The organism is Pseudoalteromonas sp. NCCP-2140 (assembly GCF_023708065.1).
Classification (GTDB): domain Bacteria; phylum Pseudomonadota; class Gammaproteobacteria; order Enterobacterales; family Alteromonadaceae; genus Pseudoalteromonas.
Genome location: NZ_BRCZ01000002.1, coordinates 434,873 through 456,221, shown reverse-complemented (window position 1 = coordinate 456,221; position 21,349 = coordinate 434,873). Strand labels below are relative to the sequence as shown.

Below are 21,349 nucleotides of genomic sequence, written 5' to 3'. Positions count from 1 at the left end.
TATCGCTATGTATATCGGCAGGATTTAAAGATGGAAACTTGGCAAATTATAGCCATTTTTGTTGCCGTATTTGGTGTAGTAATTGGTAACCTTATGTTGCTAAAGCATGCAGCAAAAATGGACTTCAAAGTGCCTAAAAGCGATGATAATGAAGATAAAAAAAGCCCTGATGAATAATCAGGGCTTTTCTATTTAAGACTTCAGCTTAGTTTACACTAACCAGTGTGCCATTAAGACAATCACCGGTAATGTTACTAAGGTTCTTAAAATAAAGATGAAGAACAATTCGATAATATTAACCGGAATTTTGCTACCTAAAAGCAGTGCACCTACTTCCGACATATAAATCAATTGCGTCACACTCATTGCAGCAATGATAAAGCGTGTTACATCACTTTCGATACTACCAGCCGCAAGAATCGACGGAATAAACATATCAGCAAAGCCAACCATAATTGTTTGTGCCGCAGCTTCAGCTTCTGGGACTTGTAATAACTCTAAGAATGGTACAAACGGTTTGCCCATGTATTCAAAAATTGGCGTATATTCAGCAATAATCAAGGCAAATGTGCCCACAGCCATAACCACAGGTAATACTGCAAATACCATATCAAATGCGTTATGTAAGCCTTCTTTTACTGTACCAGCAAAGCCTGGTGCAGTGCGTGCTTTAGCAAGCGCCACATCAAGTGAATGAGAAACTAATGTTTTACCTTCAGGCACTGATTCTGCGTCTTTATCAGGCTCAGTTCCATCTACATAGAGGTCTTTTTTAAAGCGTAGCGGTGGTAAACGAGGCACAATTAGCGCTGCGGCTAAACCTGCTAAACACACTGTTAAGTAAAACGGTGCAAAAAGGTGCTCAAGCTTCACTTGGCCAATCACAACTAAACAAAAGGTAATTGATACAGCTGAGAAAGTGGTACCAATAATAGCCGCTTCGCGTTGTGTATAATGCTTGTCTTCATACTGACGAGCGGTCATCAAAATACCCACACTGCCATCACCTAACCAAGATGCTACACAGTTAACCGCACTTCGGCCTGGCACACCAAAAAGAGGGCGCATAACTTTAGTTAATAAGGTACCAACTAGCTCTAACAAGCCGAAGTTTAATAATAACGGTAATAGTAAGCCCGCTAAAACAAACACAGAAAACAATACTGGCAACAAGTCGTTTAAAACCAGTGCGCCGGTATTACCGGAAATAATCATTTCTGGCCCTTGTTTTGTGTAGGTCAAAACGATAAAAACCATACCCAGTAATCGAACACTCAGCCAAAGCCAACTAACATCAAATAAATGTTTAATTATAAAGAACTTAAGTAATAGCTGCGGTTTAAACAACTTTATCACTAAAGATAAAATACCGGTAATGCAAACAATGCTGGTAATTAAACCCAGTGCAAATGGGCCAATCCACTCTTGCACTGCTTTTGCCATAACAGCAATCGGAATAGTCATTGCTTCACCTATGGGTACCGGCGTCATAAACAAGAAGACACCTATAAGTGAAGGAACGAAAAAGGTAAACAAGGTTCGCAAGTCACTGCGATTTGCTGTGTTTAAGTTAGACATATTTTCAACCTGTAAAAACCACAAAAAGAGCGGCTAAGCTCTTTTTGTGGTGGTTTTGACTTTTTTAATTATTAAATATTGATACCGCGCTGACGCAGTGCATTTTCCAATGCTTGCTGGAGGTCATTCATTGTACCAGGCTCTAATGTCGAACCTTCAGAGTCCATCCAAGTTAAACTTGTGCCGCCATCATTGGTGCGGCTAACAAGAATTTGGTATTGGCCATCTTCAATTGGAAGTTCAGCTAACTCTTCGCCCCAAATTGAATCCCATACGCTTGACTCAGGCTTTTTGTAATCAGCCGTGATCAAACCACGCTCTTGGTCAATCTCTACGATAGTGAAAGATAAGCGTTCTAAGAAACCTGAGAAACGATCAAACACCATGTTGTAATCTTGCTCTGTAACCAGTGCCGCATTACCTTTGTTATCAAAGCCCATTTCTAATGAAATAATGCCTTGCTGTTTACGCATATCAACTTCAAGTTGACGGTAACGATAATCAAACTCTGCAATCACTTGGTTTAATGCACGAACTTCAAGCTGTTGTTGTAGTAATGGTGTTAACGGTACTGAGTCACTTTTATAATCAGCCAGCTTAGAAGTTAACGAAGCTGTACGCTGATGCGACTTTTCTTCAATTGTGAAGATAAAGCGCTGTTGTGATACTTCAGTTTCAGTTTCCCAAAACCAACCTTCTTCAGGTTTAATAATGGCATACCAACCTGTTTCAATTGAATTTGAGGCTTTGTCTTCTTTTAAAGCGGCGGTATTTTTTTCAGCTAGAACAGCTTTGATAGAATCCCAGATAAATACATCTAAATCTTCGATACCATCGTTTTTATCAAAATAAACACGTGCTTCTGTGTCACCTTCTTCAACCCAAGTACCTTGAGCAATGGTAATCACTTGCGCTGGCGGACGGTAGTTTTTAGCTTCAGGATTGTTGTCGTATTGCGCAACATCCATTTTATAAGTTGGATCTTGAGCTGGTTGCGCTAATCCTGCTGGAGCTTTCACCGCTTCGTTAGCACGATAATTGCGTTTGTGGTGCGCTTCATCGGTGAAAACACCGCACCCTGTTAAACTTACCATTACGCTTACAGCAAGCGCCTTTGAGATCCAATACTGCACAGATATTTCTCCTTAGCAAACCCTTAATTTTTTTAACAAATATATGAGTGGGTAATGCCGATTTGGTTCACTGTAAAATCACTTTTAACTTTACATTTATTGTTTTTATGCAAAAAACCCGAATAGATTGGGCTAGCGTAACGTATTTGATTGCTTATCGCCTTGCAAAATTTTAACTATGGTACTTTCTGATGCCCCTAAAAACAAGAAAGAGCGCACTTTATTCACGGCTTAATTAATCGCCGCTATCGTTAACGGAGCAAATTATGTTAAACTTCGCCGCCGTGCGGTATTAAACTCACGTGAAATCAAAGCTTATTTAAGCTTATATCCATTGGTATTGTTATTTACTAGGTATTTAAAATTCCATGACTGCTTTTACAAATCATCAGATAGTGCTCACTGCGATTGGCGAAGATAGACCCGGTATCGTTAGCGAATTAACTCAGTTAGTGAGTGATTGCCATTGCAATATAATTGACAGTCGCATTGCTATTTTGGGCAACGAATTTACCTTTATCATGCTATTAGCAGGTGATATGTCGGCAATTAGCCGTATTGAACATACATTGCCAACTAAAGGTATGGAGCTTGGTCTTTTAACCATGATGAAACGCACAGCAAGTCATGTTGCATGTGAATTTTGTGCCGGTTACACCCTCGAATACACAGGTATTGATACACCAGGAACATTAAGTAAAGTTACGCGCTTTTTTGCTGATAACAACATCAGCATTTGTTCTCTTAAGTCAGACACTTACGATGAAGATGACGAGCTTAAAATGCGCTGCGAACTAGAGTTTAATATTCCTGTAGAAGTCGATATTGATAACTTTAAAGTGAGCTTTGAAGATCTTTCTCGTAGTTTGAACGTAGATTATATTTTCAGACGCATTCGCTAAGGAGCAAAGCATGAAAACAATTAATCCATTACAAGCAGGCGATACAGCCCCTGCTTTTAGCTTACAAAATCAGAATGACGAAACTATCGTGCTAGCTGATCTTTTAAAAGAGCAGCAAGTACTGGTTTATTTCTACCCTAAAGCGTCAACACCAGGTTGTACTGTACAAGCAGAGAACTTACGTGATGAAAAAGCTGAGCTTGCTAAATTAAATACGCGTGTTGTGGGTATCAGCCCAGATCCAATCAAGCGTTTAAAGAATTTTGAAACCAAAAAAGAGCTTAACTTTGATTTACTAGCCGACGAAGATCACGCAATTGCTGATGCTTTTGGTATTTGGGGCTATAAGAAGTTTATGGGTAAAGAATACGAAGGAATTCATCGTATTAGCTTCCTTGTAGGCCAAGACGGTAAAATCAAACATGTGTTTGATAAGTTCAAAACCAAAGACCATCATCAGGTGGTGTTGGACTATTTAGCTCAGAATTAATAGTCACAAGTTACGAGTTACGAGTTACGAGTTACGAGTTACGAGAACATAGTAAAAAAGCGTTGCCATTGTGCAACGCTTTTTTGTTTTTAACTAGAAATATTAAACCCCATGTCTACTTTATCGGGGTCAGATCAGACGGCTGACGGCTAAACCCTAACTAATTCCTAAATACTTATGTACTTGAACCGATAAACGCCAGTTCTTTGCAATACAGGTTTCAATGGCAAGTTTGGTTGCTGAGGTTTTTTGGCTAATTGGTTGTAGATACACTAAACGCGGATTCACACCTGTTTTTAAGAATAAATCTTCGAGCTCTTCCACATGCTTTTGCATTGCCACTGGGTGTTTAATCTCATCAGCTCGCTGCATTGCACTGCGTAATACTTTATAGCCACCACGCATATTAATTTTTGGTGATACAGTCACCCATGTTTGTTCAGGGACTAAAATTTCAAATGTACCGCTGGTTTCAATTTGAGTCGAATAGCCATTTGCGTGTAATAATTCACACACTGGATTTAGGTCATACATGCAAGGCTCACCACCAGTGATCACCACATGCTTTGCGTTGTAGCCACGTTCTTTAAATAACGCTAACACTTGCTCAGCTGTTGCTTCTGCCCAATGATCTGAATCTGCTTTTTTCCCAACAGTGTCATCAAGTGACACTTTATATACGTTATCAACGTCCCATGTTTGTTTTGTATCACACCAAGCACAACCCACAGGGCAGCCTTGTAAACGTAAAAAGATTGAAGGTGTACCCGTAAAACTCGCTTCACCTTGAATTGTTTCAAACACTTCGTTAATTTTGTACAAAAGACATCTCACTTACGACGCGACGGTATAAAATACATACCATCAAAAAAACCAAAAACACGCGCAAAAATTGTTATTTAGGCCCGAGCCGTGTAGTATATCGCGCCCTGAAGTAAACCTCTATCAAAAGTAAGAGCAAAACAGATATGACGCAAAAAGTAGTTGTGATTTATTCCGGCGGTATGGACTCATTTACCGTATTAAATAAAGCCCTGCAACAAGGCCACGAAGTGTATGCCCTGTCGTTCGACTACGGCCAGCGTCATGTTAAAGAGCTTAAAGTAGCTGCTCAAGTATGTGAAAAGTTAGGTGTTTCTCACAAGATTGTTGATATTTCAGCGATCAACCAGTTGATTGGTGGCTCATCACTAACTGATGATATCGAAGTACCAGAAGGTCATTACGAAGAAGAAAGCATGAAGAGCACAATTGTGCCTAACCGCAACATGATTTTACTATCACTGGCTGTGGGTTATGCGGTGTCTTTAAAAGCCAGCAAAGTTTATTACGGTGCCCATTCAGGCGATCATGCTATTTACCCGGACTGCCGCCCTGAGTTCGTACAAAAAATGGATGATGTTTGCCGTATTGCCAATTACGACGCTGTTGAAATTTTCAGCCCGTACTTAAACAATACCAAAATCGACATTTTGACAGACGGTTTAAAAATGGGTCTTGATTACAGCCAAACATGGACCTGTTACAACGGCCGCGATAAAGCCTGTGGTAAATGTGGTGCTTGCCAAGAGCGCTTAGAGGCATTCGCATTAAATAAGGTTACCGACCCTCTCGAATACGAATAAAGCACAAAAAAAGGCTATCAAATATTTGATAGCCTTTTTTATAAATCAATGTTGTAAAAACTTAACATCCAAAAACTGTGTTAATTTACTAACTAAATAAACGTTCAAACCAGTTTTTGTCTAAATCGGCTTCACACTTTTTGAGTTGTGCGCCATAGCGGCTAGCTCGATGTTTAACTTTATTAGCAACGCTCATTAGCCATTTTTTACTTTTATAAGTACCTCGCTTATAGCCGCCCCACCCTTCGTGGTAATTTAGGTACTGCGCGTAGGCGTCCCATTTTGAAATACCATTTACTTTATGAGTTTTGTAAACAAACCAGGCCATAAAGTCGATAGCATCATCAAAATCATCTCTGTCTGCACCGCTGTTACCTGTTTCACGAATGTAATCTGACCATGTTGGGGTTTTTGCTTGTGAGTAGCCATATGCAGAGCTAGCACGTCCGATTGGAATTACCCACAAGAAATATTCCATTGGCGGCGCTGCATCATGACGAAATGAGCTTTCTTGATACATCATGCTCATTAGCACATGCTTTGGTGAACCCCATTTTTCTTGTGCATCACGAGCATCGTAATACCAGTCAGGTTTTTCTTCAAAAATCTTACATATATCATGAGGTTGCTCAGGAGGAGCCGTTGCACAACCAGCCAAAGATGCGGCCAGCGATAAAATAATTATACTTTTTTTCATTTTTTTATGGATCTCGCTGAACTTTTTCTCATCAGGTCAGTCTGAACTTATGAATGCAGCAGTATAGCATTGTTTCATCCCTGAAGAATCTTTGACGCAGCCTCCCTAGGCTGCGTTTTTTTTATGCCTTCACCATACTAAGCTTTAGCAAAATAGTCATCTAAAAATGCAGTGAAAGATACACTGTCTGCTGCTTTAACTTCACGCTCTTTAAGTACAGAGTCAGTCGCTTGCTTTGCCAAAAATGCTTGATCATAAAATTGGTAATCAGCATCAAGGTGGCTTTGCTTGTACTGCTGTGCAAGTGCTAAAGCGAAATGACCATTATCTTGGTTCTCTTTTGCCAGCGCACTAACATATTTGCCAGAGAACGTTTTACTTGGATTGTTCACCCAAGTTGCAAGCTCAGCTATGGTTTCGCTGTAATAACTCACGCCATATGCATTATCCATGTAACGGGCAACCTCAGATAGCTGAGTAAAAATTGTCTCGGCCCAATCAGTTAGACGCACCATCTCACCCTGCTTGTTGAGCATTAGCTCTGGGTCTCGACCTTCATTGACAACCGCATCAAGGTTAGTAGTGCTTAATTTTTGCTCTTGCCAATCCATTTCTGGCGAGTCATTCAATAAGCAATAAGTTAAGAATACGTCTAAGAAACGAATTTGCTGTAAATCGATACCCGTTTCACTAAACGGGTTAACATCAAGCGCACGTACCTCGATGTATTCTATACCGCCGCGAAGTAATGCATCTGTCGGTGTTTCGCCAGAGGCTGCATTACGCTTAGGACGAATTGGCGAGTAAAACTCGTTTTCGATTTGTAGAATATTTTTATTTAACTGCTTTGGCTCCGCACTCGTGTAATCATCAATATGACCATAGATATCCGATGGTGTATGAATTGCTTCTTTTAAACCCGCTACATATTCTTCTAGTGAGTTATACATAACACGTAAAGACGATTGCGCACTATTAGTATAGCCAAGGTTACCCAAACGCAGCGCTGTGCCCACTTCTAAATAAAGGGTGCCTTTACCTAGCTTTTTGAATGGTAAATCAGTTTCGCGCCCTTGTAAGAATGAACTACATAATGCTGGTGATGCACCAAATAAAAAGCTGATCAACCAAAGCTCACGCTTAAAGTTACGAATAAGCCCTAAATAGCCATTCGAAATAGAGTCAGCTAATGTACCTTGGTTGCCGTTTAAGCTATACAGGCTTTGCCATAAGCTCTCAGGGAAAGAGATATTGAAATGCACACCAGCAATGGCCTGCATCATGCTGCCATAACGGTTCTTTAAGCCTTCACGGTAAAGTGTTTTCATGCGGCCAATGTTTGAGTCACCAAACTGTGCGAGTACAATGTCATCTTGATGTTCAATAAAGCATGGCATACTGATCGGCCATAACAGCTCATCGTCCATCTGCGATAAGGTGAACTTTTGCAAGTCTTTTAGCTGCGCGAGTGTTTGCTCTGCAGATGTACTAACCGGCGTGATAAATTCTAAAAGTGATTCTGAAAAATCAGTGGTGACATGATCATTCGTTAAAGCGCTACCAACGCCTTGTGGATGACCTTGCTGTGAGATAACACCACTTGGTTTAATCCTTAATGCTTCTCGCTCGATACCACGTTGAATCCCATTAATTGCGTTAGGAAATTGTGCCGTTAACGCTTCTAGCGTTTTATTTAAATCATGTTTTATCAAAAATGCTTCCTCGAGCCGCGTGGCTGTAATCCTAAGTGTATGGGGGCAAAAAACAATTACTCAAGTCAGAAATATCAGTTTCATTATTTACCTATACACTCGAAGCTCAATCTTGCCATTGTGAGTCACAATATACAATTGCTTTGGTGGCACTTCATTGTTGCTTAAACGGTTAAAAATACAATTTAGGCTTTTTCCTTGAGGATATTAGGTCTTTTAACTAATATAAAAGAATGAGGCTAAACATAATATTTCAGGCAAGATATTGTTTTAGATCAAAGGGAAGATGAAATTATTAAAAGTTTCACAGTTAACACTATGTCCCCCCTTCCCTTACATTTTTCTGAGACTATAATCCGCACACCATAAAAAAGTATATTTCGAGGACTCATATGCGTCGTGGGCAAGAAATCGTCAATCAAGAAGTGACATACTCAGATAATCAAGAGCTTGTCTCTACCACAGATTTACGCGGTGTAATCACATACGTAAATAAGGAATTTTGTACTATAGCAGGTTACACCGAAGAAGAGCTTCTCGGAAAAAATCATAATATTGTACGCCACCCAGATATGCCTAAAGCGGCATTTAAAGAGATGTGGGAAAAACTTAAAGAGGGCCACTCTTGGCGTGGCATGGTAAAAAACCTCTGTAAAGATGGCCGCTACTATTGGGTCGATGCGTTCGTTACGCCTATTTATGAACATGGTCAGCTAGTTGGCTATCAATCAGTGCGTACCAAGCCATCTGAGCAATTAAAAACCCGTGCGATGGCACTGTACACTAAAATAAATGGCGGTAAATCAATCGCATCATTTCGTGAGAATATTTCACTTAGACAAATAGTGTCTGCGATTTTATTGCTTGCAGGTATTGTTGGTTTAGCTGTGACCACCTCATGGATGGTTGCTTTAACCGCATGTGCCCTTGTAATACTACTTTTTGCTTTAAATTATGACGAACTCGTTGTTACGCCAAGCCACTTAAAGCAGCAACGTGCAGAGTTTGATTCAGTATCACGTTATGTGTATTCAGGCTCACACCCATTTAGTATTGCTGCCTATAATCAGCAAATGCTGTTCGCTAAGCTTAGAACTGTGTTGGGCCGTGTTAAAGACTCTACTTACTCCTTCAAAGACATTGCTACCAACTTAGATAAACAATCGTCACTAACCGAGCAAGGTATTGCTGCACAAGGCCAACGTTTAAGTGATATTGCTACGGCAATGACACAAATGAGTGCAACTATCGGCGAAATTTCAGCAAATACTCATCACACTGCTGATAAGGTTAAAACCACTTACCAAAGCTGTAACGATATCAAACTGCATATTGAAGATAATAGCAGCATGGTGTCTGATCTAGCTAACCAAGTAGAGCAAGCAGCCACTACCGCTGACTCTCTTGCTAGTGAAGCTGACAAAATAGGCCAAGTAATGAGTGAGATTGAAGGCATTGCTGAACAAACAAACTTATTAGCGCTGAATGCAGCCATAGAAGCAGCACGTGCCGGTGAGCATGGCCGTGGTTTTGCGGTTGTAGCAGATGAAGTACGCGCACTTTCTTCACGTACTCAAAATGCGACGGCACAAATTCATAGCTCAATTAAAGAAATACAAGATACGTTATTCAGCTGGTCTAAAGTGATGCAATCAACTAAAGCGCAAGCAGATAGTTGTGTTGATACGACTGCTCACACTCAAACTGAGCTTGCGAGCATCTTCGCACAAATTAATGAAATATCAGGCCTTGCCACTGAGATTTCGACGGCTGCTGAGGAACAACAAGTTGTTAGCACCGATATACGCGAAAATGTAGAAAGCATTAAAGGACACAGCGAAGAGAACTTAAAGCTTAGCTACAACGTGGCTAAAGATGCAGCGGGGCTTGTTGAAGGCTCACGCAAAGTTAACGATATGCTGTTAACCTTTAAAGTTTAAACTTAACTGATACAAAAAAGCCGCATCATAATTGATGCGGCTTTTGTTTTTAGGGCTAATTAACGACTCGAGAAAACAAGTCCATTCTCATCAGCATCAATATGGATGATGGCACCTGGTTGGTAATCGCCACCGAGCAGGCGCTGTGCTAATGGGTTTTCAATGGTATGTTGAATAGCACGTTTTAAAGGCCTTGCCCCATACACAGGATCAAAACCACTTTCAGCGATGCGGTCTAAAGCTGCATCCGTAACTTCAAGAATGTAGCCTTTTTCAGTTAATCGCTCACGTAGCTTACTTAACTGAATGTCAGCAATTTCCTTAATGTGCTCATTAGCAAGTGGATGGAATACCACGGTTTCGTCGATTCGGTTAATAAATTCAGGACGGAACTGACTGACTAATACGCCCATCACTTTTTCTTTTAACCCGGCATAATCATTTGAACCGGCTTGCTCTTGGATAATATCGGAACCCAAGTTAGAGGTCATGATGATCACCGTATTTTTAAAATCAACGGTACGGCCCTGACCATCCGTTAAGCGGCCATCATCAAGCACTTGCAGTAAGATGTTAAATACATCAGGGTGCGCTTTTTCGACTTCATCCAATAAAATGACGGAATACGGACGACGGCGTACCGCTTCAGTTAAATAGCCACCCTCTTCATAGCCAACATAACCCGGAGGTGCACCGACTAAACGTGCCACCGAGTGTTTCTCCATAAACTCCGACATATCAATGCGCACCATGGCATCTTCAGTGTCAAACATGAAACTGGCTAGTGCTTTGGTCAGCTCAGTTTTACCTACCCCTGTCGGGCCTAAGAATAGGAATGAACCGATTGGGCGATTTGGATCAGCAAGTCCTGCGCGAGAGCGACGAATTGCATTCGCAACAGCTACAACGGCTTCATCTTGACCAATCACCTTGTGGTGTAATTGATCTTCCATTTGCAGAAGCTTTTCACGTTCACCTTGCAGCATTTTCGATACCGGAATACCTGTCCAACGCGATAAAATCTCAGCGATTTCGTCTTCACCTACTTGGTTTTTAAGCAAGCTCATTTCTTGCATTTCAGCTTGTGAAGCAAGGTCGAGTTTGCGCTCAAGTTCAGGGATACGACCATATTGCAGTTCAGACATACGCTGTAAATCGCTGGCACGGCGTGCCACATCTAAATCAAGACGTGCCTGCTCAAGTTCTGCTTTGATAACTTGCGTGCCTTGCAGTGAGGCCTTCTCAGCATTCCACACTTCATCTAGTTCGCGGTATTGCGCTTCTAGTTCAGTGATCAGTTCTTGCATTTCGGTGCGGCGCTTTTGACTTGCTTCGTCTTTTTCTTTCGCCAACGCATTATCTTCCAGTTTTAACTGAATAATACGACGCTCTAGCTTATCTAAAGACTCTGGTTTTGAGTCAATTTGCAAACGAATTGAAGAACCCGCTTCGTCAATTAAATCTATTGCCTTATCTGGTAATTGGCGATCGCTGATGTAACGGTGCGACAACTGCGCCGCGGCAACAATGGCCGGATCGGTAATATCAACTGAGTGATGCAGCTCATAACGCTCTTTTAAACCACGTAAAATCGCAATGGTATCTTCAACCGATGGTTCATCAACAAATACCTTTTGGAAACGACGCTCAAGTGCCGCATCTTTTTCAATGTATTGACGATACTCATCAAGGGTTGTAGCTCCCACGCAATGTAACTCACCACGGGCAAGTGCTGGTTTTAGCATATTACCTGCATCCATTGCGCCGTCTGTTTTACCTGCGCCTACCATAGTATGGATTTCATCAATAAAGAGGATGACTTGGCCTTCTTCTTTGGCAAGTTCATTCAATACTGATTTTAAACGCTCTTCAAATTCACCACGGTATTTTGCGCCAGCAACCAAAGCACCTAAATCGAGCGATAATACTCGCTTGTTTTTTAAGCCTTCAGGTACTTCACCATTGATAATACGTTGTGCAAGGCCCTCAGCAATCGCTGTTTTACCTACACCCGGCTCACCAATTAACACCGGATTATTTTTAGTACGGCGTTGTAATACTTGGATAGTACGACGAATTTCGTCATCACGACCAATGACAGGGTCAAGCTTACCTTGCTCTGCTCGCTCAGTTAAATCGATGGTGAATTTTTTTAATGCCTGACGAGTTTCTTCAGCATTTGGGTCTTCTACTTTTTGGCCACCACGAATGGCTTCAATTGCAGATTCGATCTTGCTAGAAGTAATATTCAGCGCTTTAAAAATGTCGCCTAATGGACCTTTATCATCACACGCGGCAAGAACAAACAACTCACTCGAAATGAATTTATCTTTTCGTTTTTGAGCATATTTATCGCATAAGTTAATTAATGAAATCAGGTTATTTGACAGCTGAACATCGCCACCAATACCTTCAACTTTAAACTGTTTCTCGATTTCTTGGGATAACTTGGTGTTTAACTCATCAGCACTGACGCCTGCTTGTGCAAGTAACGCACGCACACTTGAACCATTTTGCTGAAGCAATGAATACATTAAATGCACAGGCTCAATAAATTGATGATCGCGCCCAAGTGCTAATGACTGCGCATCTGAAAGCGCAGATTGAAATTTACTTGTAAATCTATCTAAACGCATAAGGGTTTACCTATTAAAAAATCTAATTGCTTAATTAATGGGTATGCTTAGTGATTTGTTCAAGTAAAAGAAGAAAATTTAATCGCAAAAAAGGCGTATTAATTGCGCCAGATCAAGCTAGCCATACGGCCTGTTTGTCCATCGCGGCGATAAGAGAAAAACAGTGATTTGTCAGTGACGGTGCAGTGCTCACCACCATACATTTTGACCACACCTAATTGTGCCAATTGCTGGCGTGCTAGTAAGTAGATATCAGCCATGTATTTTTCGTGCTTGGCTGTAAAAGCTTGTTGATGCTCTGGGTTTTGTGAGCAAAAACACTCTTTAACTTCTTGCCCAACTTCAAATTGTAAAGGACCGATGGCTGGGCCTAACCAAGCAATAATATCGCTTGCTGGCGCTTGAAAGTGCGAAACCGTGTTTGCCAATATACCTTGCGCTAAACCACGCCAGCCACCATGGACAGCAGCGACTTCATCCCCAGAACTCGAGCAAAGCAATACTGGTAAACAGTCTGCGGTCATTATCGCCAGCGGCTGCTTTATTAAACGGGTGTAAAGCGCATCAGCAGAGCGTAGTTCGCTTAAATCAGACTGCTCATCAATCACGACTACATCGCTGCTATGTGTTTGGTTTAACCACACAGCAGGATTAGGCAGCTGATTTGCAAGTAAGGCACGATTTGCAAGCACGGCTTGCTCATCATCACCAACATGTAAACCCACATTAAAACTATCAAAGGGTGCAACTGATACACCGCCCTGTCGGGTGGTACTCAGCGCGCTAACAGAGTTTGGGGCAGTCCATGCTGGTGTGATCATAACGCTTAAAACTCGATATTTGGGTTTGCTTTAGTATCAGCGCGCAAAGCTTCTGTCATAGCTGCCATATCATCTGGAATTGGCGCTTGCCAAGTCATTAGCTCACCAGTGATTGGGTGTGCAATTGATAGCTTAACAGCATGTAATGCTTGGCGTTTAAAGTCGCGTAGCATTTGAAACAGCTCAGGTGTAGCACCTTTTGGCGGGCGCGGACGACCACCATACAGTTGATCGCCAACTAATGGATGATTTAAATAAGCCATGTGTACACGGATTTGGTGAGTACGGCCTGTTTCTAGGCGTAAACGTAAGCGTGTATGTGCGCGGAATTTTTCTGCAACACGGTAATGCGTCACAGCTGGTTTGCCCATTTCATGCACGGCCATGTGAGTACGTTTTGTTGCATGTCGACCAATTGGTTTTTCAACCATGCCACCTGCTGTCATTGTGCCATTACAAATTGCTTCGTATTCACGGGTGAAGTTTTCACGCTTTTGTAAAGCAGAAACTAAATGAGTTTGTGCCGGAATTGTTTTCGCCACCACCATTAAACCGGTGGTGTCTTTATCTAGACGATGCACAATACCTGCACGAGGCACATTAATGATATCAGGGTAATGATGTAGCAAAGCATTTAATACCGTGCCATCTGGGTTACCCGCACCAGGATGTACAACTAATCCCATAGGTTTATTGATCACCAAAATATCATCGTCTTCATAAACGATGTTTAATTTGATATTTTGTGCCTCGTATTCACGAGGGGCTTCGATGGTTGTTTCTACACTCACCACTTCGCCACCGAGTAGTTTTTCGCGCGGTGTGTTTAATATTTCGCCGTTTACAGTGATTTTATCATCCAAAATCCACGTTTTTATACGTGAACGAGAATAATCAGGGAACAATTGCGCTAATACTTGGTCTAGACGTTTACCGCCAAGGTCAATTGGAACCTCGGCTTGGAGAGAAATTTGCTCTGACATTAGTAACTTTACCCAATTTACCAGTGCAAGCTGTGCTCGACTGGGTTAGAATCGCTTTAATATAATACGTATAGTTTACTCGGTTTTCCTCACTTGGCCTAGCCGAAGACATCGAAGGTAAGAAATAAAATGATAAATAAAATAGGGAAACGTGCGTTCGCCATAGTTTTTTCAGTATCTGTACTTGGCTTAGGTGCCTGTTCATCAGCGCCAGATCAAGAAGATATCCAACGCGTTCCTAATAAATCTGCGCAAGCTTTATATGAAGATGCAAAACAAACATTAGATTCAGGCTTGTATGCTCGTGCAATTGAGCTATTAAGTGCTATTGATTCTCGCTACCCTTTTGGTCCTCTATCAAAACAAGTACAAATGGACTTAGTGTTTGCGCATTATCAAGCAGGTAATACTGAACAAGCACTAGCAACTATCGACCGTTTCATTCGATTAAACCCGAACCACAAAGATTTAGACTACATGTATTACATGCGTGGCTTGGTAAACATCAAAGCGGATGAAAACGCATTCCAAGAATATTTTGGTGTAGACCGTGCCGACAGAGATGCAAACCGTACTCGTGTCGCATTTACTGATTTATCAACACTTTTAAAACGTTTTCCTAACAGTGCCTACGCACCAGAAGCGAAAAAACGTTTAGTGTGGCTACTGAATAAAATGGCACGCTACGAGTTAAAAGTTGCTGAATACTACTATGAGCGTGAGGCATACCTTGCTGCTGCAAACCGTGGTAAATATGTGGTTGAGCACTACTCACAAAGCAGCTACCTTGATCAAGCACTAGAGATCATGGAAAAAAGCTACAACAAACTTGGCTTACCTGAGCTAAGTGAACACGCTAAAGCAACGCGAGAAGCTAACAAGCGTTAAAACAGACTAAAGCAAAAAGGCGCCTTAGGCGCCTTTTTTAATGTTTGCGATCGAATATACCTAAACCACCCCAAGGTGCGAGTTTCAGTTGGAATTAAAAGCGATTTAGGCAAGGCATTGATTGCAAGTAATAGTGGTTCTATTGTTAAAATCAATAACGCAGTATAAATCGCTTTTAAACCAACCCTTTGGGCGCTCACAGGCACTGACTTTCATCGTTGTTATTTCTTAAAAGGGACTACCATTCTTGCAAAGTAACGCCTTGATATTAAGCACCTGTGAAACGCTGAATTCTGCATCTTGAGGTGGCTTGGGTATACTAATTAAATCGCGTCTTCATCTTCTTCAGCGGTACGAATACGTACGACACGCTCAACGTCAGTGACAAAGATTTTACCGTCACCAATTTTACCTGTTTGCGATGTTTTAACGATAACATCGATAGCACGGTCAACATCTTCGTCGCTTAATACGATATCTAGTTTAACCTTAGGTAAAAAGTCCACCATATACTCAGCACCGCGATAAAGCTCGGTGTGCCCTTTTTGACGGCCAAAACCTTTTACTTCGCTTACCGTCATACCTGTGATACCGACATCTGACAATGCTTCGCGTACATCATCAAGCTTAAATGGTTTAATAATTGCTTCGATTTTTTTCATTATAACCAGCTAGTTTTTAACATTATTTGCGTCGATTTTAGACAATCTAAGAAAGCATAGCAAACATACTGATCAAATAGGTGCACTCTTTTTACATCATGATATGATTAGTTAACAACTTGTGAGTGAGGTACAAGCAATGAAAAACGCCATTCAGCGTGGTTTTACGCTTTTAGAATTAATGATTACTGTTGCCATTGTCGGTATTGTTGCCACAATTGCATTGTGGGATAGTTCAGACACATTAGAGAGCAGCCGTGCAGAAAATTACTTATTAGATCTGCAACGTATGATCAGCTTTGCACGTGCCAAAGCGGTCAGCACGGATACAATTATGACAATTTGCAGGGGATGGGAAAACAGAATCAAAGGAGATCGAGTAAGTATTTGTCATCCCCTGCCTAATGAAAGCAATGCAGAACAAGTCATATTTGTGTTTAGTAATGATGAAGCCCGCTATCAATCGAATGTTTTTCAATGGTACGAACCTTACTATGGCGATGAAGTATACAGAATGATTGCACCGCCTCATAAAAACGATCGACTCGCATATAGTGGAGATGCTTATATTATGTTTGATACTGGCGGCACTATTACAACAGACGTAGGTACGTTTGTATATTGCCCAAATCCTGATAATGATGATAATAATAAAGCCTTACAAGTTTCCAAATCAGGCACCGCCTTATACCTTGGAGATACTGACCTAACCTGTGGTTAAATAATTTGACAAGCTTATAGGTACATCTATAGTTTAATAAAAGGTCAAATTTTGGGAGTCTTCAAGGATGAAGACAAGCAACTTTACGTGCTATAAAAAACGTGGCGCTGCACTTATCGAGATCATGATTGTTTTATCAATCTTAGCCATCTTATTAAATATTGCTTTGCAAGAATTTAAACCCTTTCTAGCCAATAATCGGTTAGAAAATCGTATCACCCTTATACAAAGAGCTCTTAGGATAGCGCGTTCAAATGCAGAAACGAGCAATTCTGTTATTACTTTTTGCGCTCTCGTTAAAAACCAATGTGATAGAGAGTATTGGCACAAAGAACTTACCGTATTTGTAGATAATGGAGATATTGGCGTGTTTGACGAGCGTGATACTGTTATTTTTCGGCTTGAAGCAATCAATAAACAAGACATGCTTACTTACCCACGAAATTCTGTGAACTTCCGCCCAGATGGTACTGCGGGTTTTAATACCGGCACATTTGTTTATTGCCCCGAATATAAAAAAGCAAGCCTTGAAGGGCTTGCTTTGACTGTCAGCCAACCTGGCCGTGTTAGGTTAAAAGACACAGACAGATGTCAGCAATAAGCAGTTATGAAAAACTAACGTCCCCAGCAAACAGCTGAAGACTCGGCCGTGCCTCTATGCCGCTGAATACCACGGTCGTCTATGAGAAGCCTAGTACATTCTGTATCTTTCAACGGCGGGCCTGCAATTGGAATTGCAGTAATATAAAAGACAGTTCGACCAACTTCATTTCTAACATCTAGTTTTAGTCGGTAATATCCATTTTCAGTCGGGCTTGCAACACCAAGCACATCTAAACTGGTTGCATACTGTCGGTTATCTACAAAGTATTGTTCTTGTTTATTTGCAGCATCTAATAAAGCCGTAATTGCCTCTGCTCGTGCGGTACGTTTAACATACTCAAAATAATTGGGTACAGCGATACTTGCTAGAATGCCCATGATAGCAACAGCTATCAATAGCTCTATTAGAGTAAACCCTGACTGGTTATTTTTTTTCTTAACTTTCATATAGATTTCACCAAAATGTGTTTCTAAACCGTTCAAATAGCTGTTATCCATAATAGGTTCAGAGCTAAATTATTGCAATTAACGCTCGACATTAAATACTCAGAAAAATCAGATCTTACAAGTGCCTAAACTGCACTGTAAACCAAAGGTATATACCTCAGCCAAAAAATCTGGCTGAGGTAAGTGGGCTATTGGTTCGTATCGAATTGTTCACGTTTATAAATAAAAGTTTGTTGTGTTTTAAAGCCAAAGCCAATTGGCACAGCATCACTAACGAGTTTAATTTTACCATTTTCAACTGTCAGTCCAGGGCCTAAAATTTCTTGCACCTTAAATGGGTTTTGCTCACCTTTTATGCCAGGGCCTATAGTCAAGAACTGGCTTTGCTCTTTTACCTTCTCACTTGTATTATCATCACAGAAACCATCACTATTACCATCCACACAGCTGTCACCCACACCAAAGTAAAGCTGAGGTGTGTCAGGTACATCATTAGAAGTAGTAAACTTTAAGTTGTCATATACTTTGGTGCCATAATGCAAATGGAAGGCGTACAAACTACCAGAGCCCCCTGTTAGCGAGCATTGATTCACTAAATCTACATTAGAGGCTGGTGAAAAACTGGTAAAGTAAGCCACGCCGCCAATAACAGTACTAGCCGCTAAAGACTTTTCACCAGTTGCTGGTAGGTTGTAATACCAACCGCTAAATTCGCCCAGCTCTACTTCAAGTTCAGTAAATTTATCTAGGTCATCTAGTGCATTGCCGAATGGATCTGAGCCCACATCCATTAAATCAGCTTGAGTGATGGGCGCTGGAACATCATTTCCAATAAAAGACTGAGTTACCGTATTAATGTCGCGTATCATAAATAGTTGATCATTTGCGGTCGTAGATAACGGTTTAGAGCGGTTTCCGCTGCCAATTAATACAGCATCAAATGGGGTATCGATACGTGTGGTAATTGATTCACCTTGGTACGTCGTTTTCGATACTTTGCTGAACATAGTTCTAGCAATCATCGGCTTATAGAAAAAACGACGATCTTGGGTAGCTAAAGTTCCACCTAAACTAGCTAATTTGAAATGTGTCCATGGTTCTTGTGAGTCATTATAGTTCGGTGATGGCATATCAACTCGCCAAATGTCTCCACCAGTATCTGTAGCATATAGTCTATCAACAAAGCCGTCGTAGTCAGAATCTAAAACTGTGATATCTGAAGCAATACTATGCGTACCCGTAAATCCATTTTCATTCGGCGTTAACGCCCATATTTTTTTACCTGTTTCAGCATCGACAATAAAGATACCTCGCCCTTTACTATCGTTAGTTCGAATAACATTGTCTTTGTTGGTATCATAACCTGCACCAAAAATAAGTACTGGCTTATCTTTGTAGCCACTAAGGTTAATGTAGGTAACTGTTGGCTTTGACCAGCTTTGTGCAAGCTCAGCGAAATCTCCAGTGCCACCAGTTATAGGCTCATCCCATAGTAATTTTGGTGAGTCAGGGTTTGTGATATCAAGAGCATAATACTTGTTACCACCTCGTCTTAAGCCAAAAAATGCCCAAACACGATCCGAATCATTAACTACGCCATCACTATTTTTATCATCAAAAAATATTGAAATAGGCCCATCAACACCATATACCTTGGTATCTGCTTGGTTATCACGAAGTGGCTTTATAATTTTATATAAACTTCTTGGAATAAACGCCCAGCTCTCACTAAGAACATCGTTTTTATCTTGGAACATATGCAAGTATCCAGCATTAGTGCCAATTAAGATACGTATATCATCATTGCCGTAATCAATCGTTACTGGTTTTGAATGTAGTGGATCACCGAAGATGTCTTTACGCGAATCAGTGGTTGAACCGTCTTTGTCTTCATCATCAACATCAAGGCCTCTTGACCAATTTATAAGCTCTTCTACTTCATCCGGTTCGGCTTCAAAGTCAACAGCTGCTTTGGCTATTGTTCCGTAATGGTAGACAACACGATAGCGCGTAAAGTTAAGCATGCGACCGTTGACATTGGTTAGTACTTTTCGCCCTTCATTTGGCACACTCGAAGAGTTTGATAAATATTGGTTTACGCCACCTAACTCAACTGAATTACCATCGGCACCTTCACCACTTGGTAACCAAAAGGTTTTAGCATCTTTATCAATTAAACCGTCTTCATTTAAAGCCTGTTTACCATCTTTATCAATAATTTGATCGCCAGACACTTTTAACTTTTTCAAGTTACCACGCCAACGAGCTCCTGTTTTAGGGTAAAACATCGCATAATAAATTGATTCGCGACTACGGGTTTGGTCTACGTTATTACTTGCCACCGAGGGAGCTGTAAAGCTGTCGTTGACTTCTCGAATTTGTGTGATGGTGTTTTTTAATGCCTCAGAAAGCTGTTCTGCGGTGTTTGCATGTAGGTACTTACCGCCACCTTCGGTGGCTGTTTCAGATAATAAGCGCTTACCATTATCACTCATCCCACTACCAAAGCCTATAGTATATACACGGCCCGTTTCGTGAATTTCAGAGGTGTCTGGTCGAAGGTCAACTTCAACGTTATCAGTACCATGAATGATTTTTGCGAGCTTATGTAAATATACACCAGCAATTTTATCATCATTTGATAAAGAGCTGCCAAAATACGACTCATGCAATGCGCTAATATTAGAGTCTTGTTCGTTATCAGAGCCAGCAGATGGGTCACCGTCAGTCATGTAGATTACGTTAACTGAGTTATCACAGCGCTTTACTTCATCAGGGTTATCAAAAGGAGAGATGTAAGTGTAATTGGTAACTGTTTCATTTTCCCACCAGCACCCCCACCAGTTACATTTTCTTACTCTATTTGTTGTTGATGTTTTACTTTCGACTGAAGTATCGCGAAATAGCTCATTCACTTTTTCGCCATAAAATAAGCTTTGCCCGGTAATATAGAGATATGCTTCCCATAACGTTTCAGTCAGTGGCGTACCACCGTCAGCAGGTAAATTGGCAATCGTCGTTTTCAACGTTGACATTGGCGAGCCGATACCTGCCAGTACATAGCCGCCATTGGTGCTATTAAAGCGCATTAAACCAAAGTCGATGTCATCATTACCATCTATAAGTTTGGTAATGGCGTCTTGCGCGACACCTAATCGGCTGTCAGAGCAGGGAATATACTTTCCGCCAGAAATACCACAACTCCCACCTGAACTTGTAGAAAACGCCATACTGCCCGAGGTATCAAAAACAATAAGGACGCGTGGTTTTTCATCTAAGTCAAGATTATGGTTAACGTAAAGTTCAATGTCTTCTGCATGAGCATGCATACTGAACATTACAAAACAACTAGTCAGTAACTTGCGAGCTAAGCTATTTATCCTCATCACACATCTCCGCCGAAAACCTCTTTCGTAATAATAAATTATTCTTATACTGATTATTTGAAAGTAAAAATAAAGGACTATTAAAACATCATTTAAGCCCAAATAACTACTTCTTATATTATAGA

19 protein-coding genes are annotated in these 21,349 nt (G+C 40.9%); 8 read left to right on the top strand and 11 right to left on the bottom strand.

Translation table 11 applies throughout. The features are described 5' to 3' along the window. The first annotated feature begins 30 nt into the window (after nucleotides 1-30). On the top strand, nucleotides 31-177 hold the full coding sequence (locus NFU46_RS05935; RefSeq protein WP_175080216.1) for a DUF2897 family protein: 147 nt from the start codon (nucleotides 31-33) through the stop codon (nucleotides 175-177). 33 nt (nucleotides 178-210) lie between these two features. On the opposite strand, the gene NFU46_RS05930 is transcribed toward NFU46_RS05935, so the two are convergent. After that, nucleotides 211-1,578 (bottom strand): YjiH family protein, encoded by a 1,368-nt coding sequence (locus NFU46_RS05930; protein ID WP_251600570.1) that lies wholly within the window; start codon nucleotides 1,576-1,578, stop codon nucleotides 211-213. Between the two features lie 71 nt (nucleotides 1,579-1,649). Further along, on the bottom strand, nucleotides 1,650-2,711 hold the full coding sequence (gene bamC / locus NFU46_RS05925; protein WP_175082799.1) for an outer membrane protein assembly factor BamC: 1,062 nt from the start codon (nucleotides 2,709-2,711) through the stop codon (nucleotides 1,650-1,652). Between the two features lie 368 nt (nucleotides 2,712-3,079). Here bamC and NFU46_RS05920 point away from each other — a divergent pair, with 368 nt between their 5' ends. Further along, nucleotides 3,080-3,613: a glycine cleavage system protein R gene (locus tag NFU46_RS05920; protein WP_054553746.1), complete on the top strand. Its 534-nt coding sequence runs from the start codon at nucleotides 3,080-3,082 to the stop codon at nucleotides 3,611-3,613. 10 nt (nucleotides 3,614-3,623) lie between these two features. Beyond that, nucleotides 3,624-4,103 carry a thioredoxin-dependent thiol peroxidase gene (gene bcp, locus NFU46_RS05915; RefSeq protein ID WP_055199277.1) on the top strand — a complete coding sequence of 160 codons (480 nt, stop codon included), beginning with the start codon at nucleotides 3,624-3,626 and terminating at the stop codon, nucleotides 4,101-4,103. A 156-nt stretch (nucleotides 4,104-4,259) separates the two neighbouring features. Here bcp and queE read toward each other — a convergent pair whose 3' ends face one another. Continuing rightward, nucleotides 4,260-4,925 carry a 7-carboxy-7-deazaguanine synthase QueE gene (gene queE, locus NFU46_RS05910; RefSeq protein ID WP_251600567.1) on the bottom strand — a complete coding sequence of 222 codons (666 nt, stop codon included), beginning with the start codon at nucleotides 4,923-4,925 and terminating at the stop codon, nucleotides 4,260-4,262. Between the two features lie 122 nt (nucleotides 4,926-5,047). On the opposite strand from queE, the gene queC reads away from it, so the two are divergent. Next, nucleotides 5,048-5,728, top strand: a complete 681-nt coding sequence (gene queC, locus NFU46_RS05905) for a 7-cyano-7-deazaguanine synthase QueC (RefSeq protein ID WP_282658480.1) — start codon at nucleotides 5,048-5,050, stop codon at nucleotides 5,726-5,728. Nucleotides 5,729-5,816: 88 nt separating this feature from the next. On the opposite strand, the gene NFU46_RS05900 is transcribed toward queC, so the two are convergent. Next, entirely contained in the window at nucleotides 5,817-6,425 is a 609-nt protein-coding gene (locus NFU46_RS05900) for a hypothetical protein (RefSeq protein ID WP_054551741.1), read from the bottom strand. Nucleotides 6,426-6,562: 137 nt separating this feature from the next. Then, a complete protein-coding gene (gene gshA / locus NFU46_RS05895) occupies nucleotides 6,563-8,137 on the bottom strand; it encodes a glutamate--cysteine ligase (protein ID WP_251600563.1) in 1,575 nt (524 codons plus the stop codon). A 392-nt stretch (nucleotides 8,138-8,529) separates the two neighbouring features. On the opposite strand from gshA, the gene NFU46_RS05890 reads away from it, so the two are divergent. After that, nucleotides 8,530-10,077: a PAS domain-containing methyl-accepting chemotaxis protein gene (locus NFU46_RS05890; RefSeq protein ID WP_251600560.1), complete on the top strand. Its 1,548-nt coding sequence runs from the start codon at nucleotides 8,530-8,532 to the stop codon at nucleotides 10,075-10,077. Between the two features lie 59 nt (nucleotides 10,078-10,136). On the opposite strand, the gene clpB is transcribed toward NFU46_RS05890, so the two are convergent. The 3 genes from clpB to rluD form a co-directional block, all read right to left on the bottom strand. Then, nucleotides 10,137-12,713 carry an ATP-dependent chaperone ClpB gene (clpB, locus tag NFU46_RS05885; protein ID WP_251600557.1) on the bottom strand — a complete coding sequence of 859 codons (2,577 nt, stop codon included), beginning with the start codon at nucleotides 12,711-12,713 and terminating at the stop codon, nucleotides 10,137-10,139. A gap of 98 nt (nucleotides 12,714-12,811) precedes the next feature. Further along, the gene (gene pgeF, locus NFU46_RS05880; RefSeq protein WP_251600554.1) at nucleotides 12,812-13,534 is read right to left on the bottom strand and encodes a peptidoglycan editing factor PgeF; all 723 of its coding nucleotides are present in this window, start codon (nucleotides 13,532-13,534) and stop codon (nucleotides 12,812-12,814) included. Nucleotides 13,535-13,539: 5 nt separating this feature from the next. Then, nucleotides 13,540-14,517 carry a 23S rRNA pseudouridine(1911/1915/1917) synthase RluD gene (rluD, locus tag NFU46_RS05875; RefSeq protein ID WP_058585463.1) on the bottom strand — a complete coding sequence of 326 codons (978 nt, stop codon included), beginning with the start codon at nucleotides 14,515-14,517 and terminating at the stop codon, nucleotides 13,540-13,542. A gap of 129 nt (nucleotides 14,518-14,646) precedes the next feature. Here rluD and NFU46_RS05870 point away from each other — a divergent pair, with 129 nt between their 5' ends. Further along, on the top strand, nucleotides 14,647-15,405 hold the full coding sequence (locus tag NFU46_RS05870) for an outer membrane protein assembly factor BamD (protein ID WP_054561898.1): 759 nt from the start codon (nucleotides 14,647-14,649) through the stop codon (nucleotides 15,403-15,405). Nucleotides 15,406-15,728: 323 nt separating this feature from the next. Here the strand turns inward: NFU46_RS05870 and NFU46_RS05865 are convergent, their stop codons facing one another. Further along, nucleotides 15,729-16,067 (bottom strand): P-II family nitrogen regulator, encoded by a 339-nt coding sequence (locus NFU46_RS05865; protein ID WP_054551748.1) that lies wholly within the window; start codon nucleotides 16,065-16,067, stop codon nucleotides 15,729-15,731. 139 nt (nucleotides 16,068-16,206) lie between these two features. Here NFU46_RS05865 and NFU46_RS05860 point away from each other — a divergent pair, with 139 nt between their 5' ends. Next, nucleotides 16,207-16,788 carry a Tfp pilus assembly protein FimT/FimU gene (locus NFU46_RS05860; protein ID WP_251600552.1) on the top strand — a complete coding sequence of 194 codons (582 nt, stop codon included), beginning with the start codon at nucleotides 16,207-16,209 and terminating at the stop codon, nucleotides 16,786-16,788. Nucleotides 16,789-16,855: 67 nt separating this feature from the next. Next, nucleotides 16,856-17,389 (top strand): GspH/FimT family pseudopilin, encoded by a 534-nt coding sequence (locus NFU46_RS05855; protein WP_251600549.1) that lies wholly within the window; start codon nucleotides 16,856-16,858, stop codon nucleotides 17,387-17,389. 14 nt (nucleotides 17,390-17,403) lie between these two features. Here NFU46_RS05855 and NFU46_RS05850 read toward each other — a convergent pair whose 3' ends face one another. Both NFU46_RS05850 and NFU46_RS05845 read right to left on the bottom strand, forming a co-directional pair. Then, on the bottom strand, nucleotides 17,404-17,838 hold the full coding sequence (locus NFU46_RS05850; RefSeq protein WP_251600722.1) for a type IV pilin protein: 435 nt from the start codon (nucleotides 17,836-17,838) through the stop codon (nucleotides 17,404-17,406). A gap of 188 nt (nucleotides 17,839-18,026) precedes the next feature. Continuing rightward, on the bottom strand, nucleotides 18,027-21,224 hold the full coding sequence (locus NFU46_RS05845; protein ID WP_405030610.1) for a pilus assembly protein: 3,198 nt from the start codon (nucleotides 21,222-21,224) through the stop codon (nucleotides 18,027-18,029). Between the last annotated feature and the right edge of the window lie 125 nt (nucleotides 21,225-21,349).